Origin of the sequence: Streptococcus mitis, from assembly GCF_003944325.1 — a bacterium.
Taxonomy (GTDB): Bacteria; Bacillota; Bacilli; order Lactobacillales; family Streptococcaceae; genus Streptococcus; species Streptococcus mitis_CW.
Genome location: NZ_RJPX01000102.1, coordinates 1 through 763, shown reverse-complemented (window position 1 = coordinate 763; position 763 = coordinate 1). Strand labels below are relative to the sequence as shown.

Here is a 763-nt window from a genome sequence, read left to right as displayed (position 1 = left end):
TAAACATATCCATAGTAATAATTTTCACTCGACATCGGACAGCTCTATCGTATCGAAGAAAGTGATTTCGGATGACAGCCTGTGTTCTACCTTCAAGAACAGCGATGATACTGAGATTATCAAAATCTTGTGCAATGAAACTCATCTTTCCTTTTGTAAAGGTATATTCGTCCCAAGACATAATCTCAGGAAGGCGAGAAAAATCAGGCTTAAAGTGAAAGTCATTGAGCTTGCGAATGACAGTTGAAGNTGAAATAGACAACTGATGAGCAATATCGGTCATGGAAGTTTTTTCAATCAGCTTTTGAGCAATCTTTTGGTTGATGATACGAGGTATTTGGTGATTTTTCTTGACGAGAGAGGTTTCAGCGACCATCATTTTAGAGCACTGATAGCACTTAAAACGGCGTTTTCTAAGGAGGATTCTAGTAGGCATACCAGNCGTTTCAAGGTAAGGAATCTTAGACGGTTTTTGAAAGTCATATTTCTTCATTAGGCTTCCGCAATCAGGACAAGATGGGGCCTCATAGTCTAGTTTAGCGATGATTTCCTTGTGTGTACCCTTATTAATGATATCTATAATTTGGATATTAGGGTCTTTAATATCGAGTAGTTTTGTGATAGAATGTAATTGTTCCATATGATTCTTTCTAATGATAGTTTGGTCGCTTTTCATTATAGATCTTATGGGACTTTTTTTCTACACAAAAATAGGCTCCATAATATCTATAGGGGATTTACCCACTACAAATATTATAGAGCC

General features: G+C 36.7%; 1 protein-coding gene. It reads right to left on the bottom strand.

The window, feature by feature from the left end:
* Positions 1 to 640 (bottom strand): transposase family protein (locus D8787_RS11290; protein ID WP_142999779.1); only part of this gene is annotated, 640 nt, incomplete at its 3' end.
* Between the last annotated feature and the right edge of the window lie 123 nt (positions 641 to 763).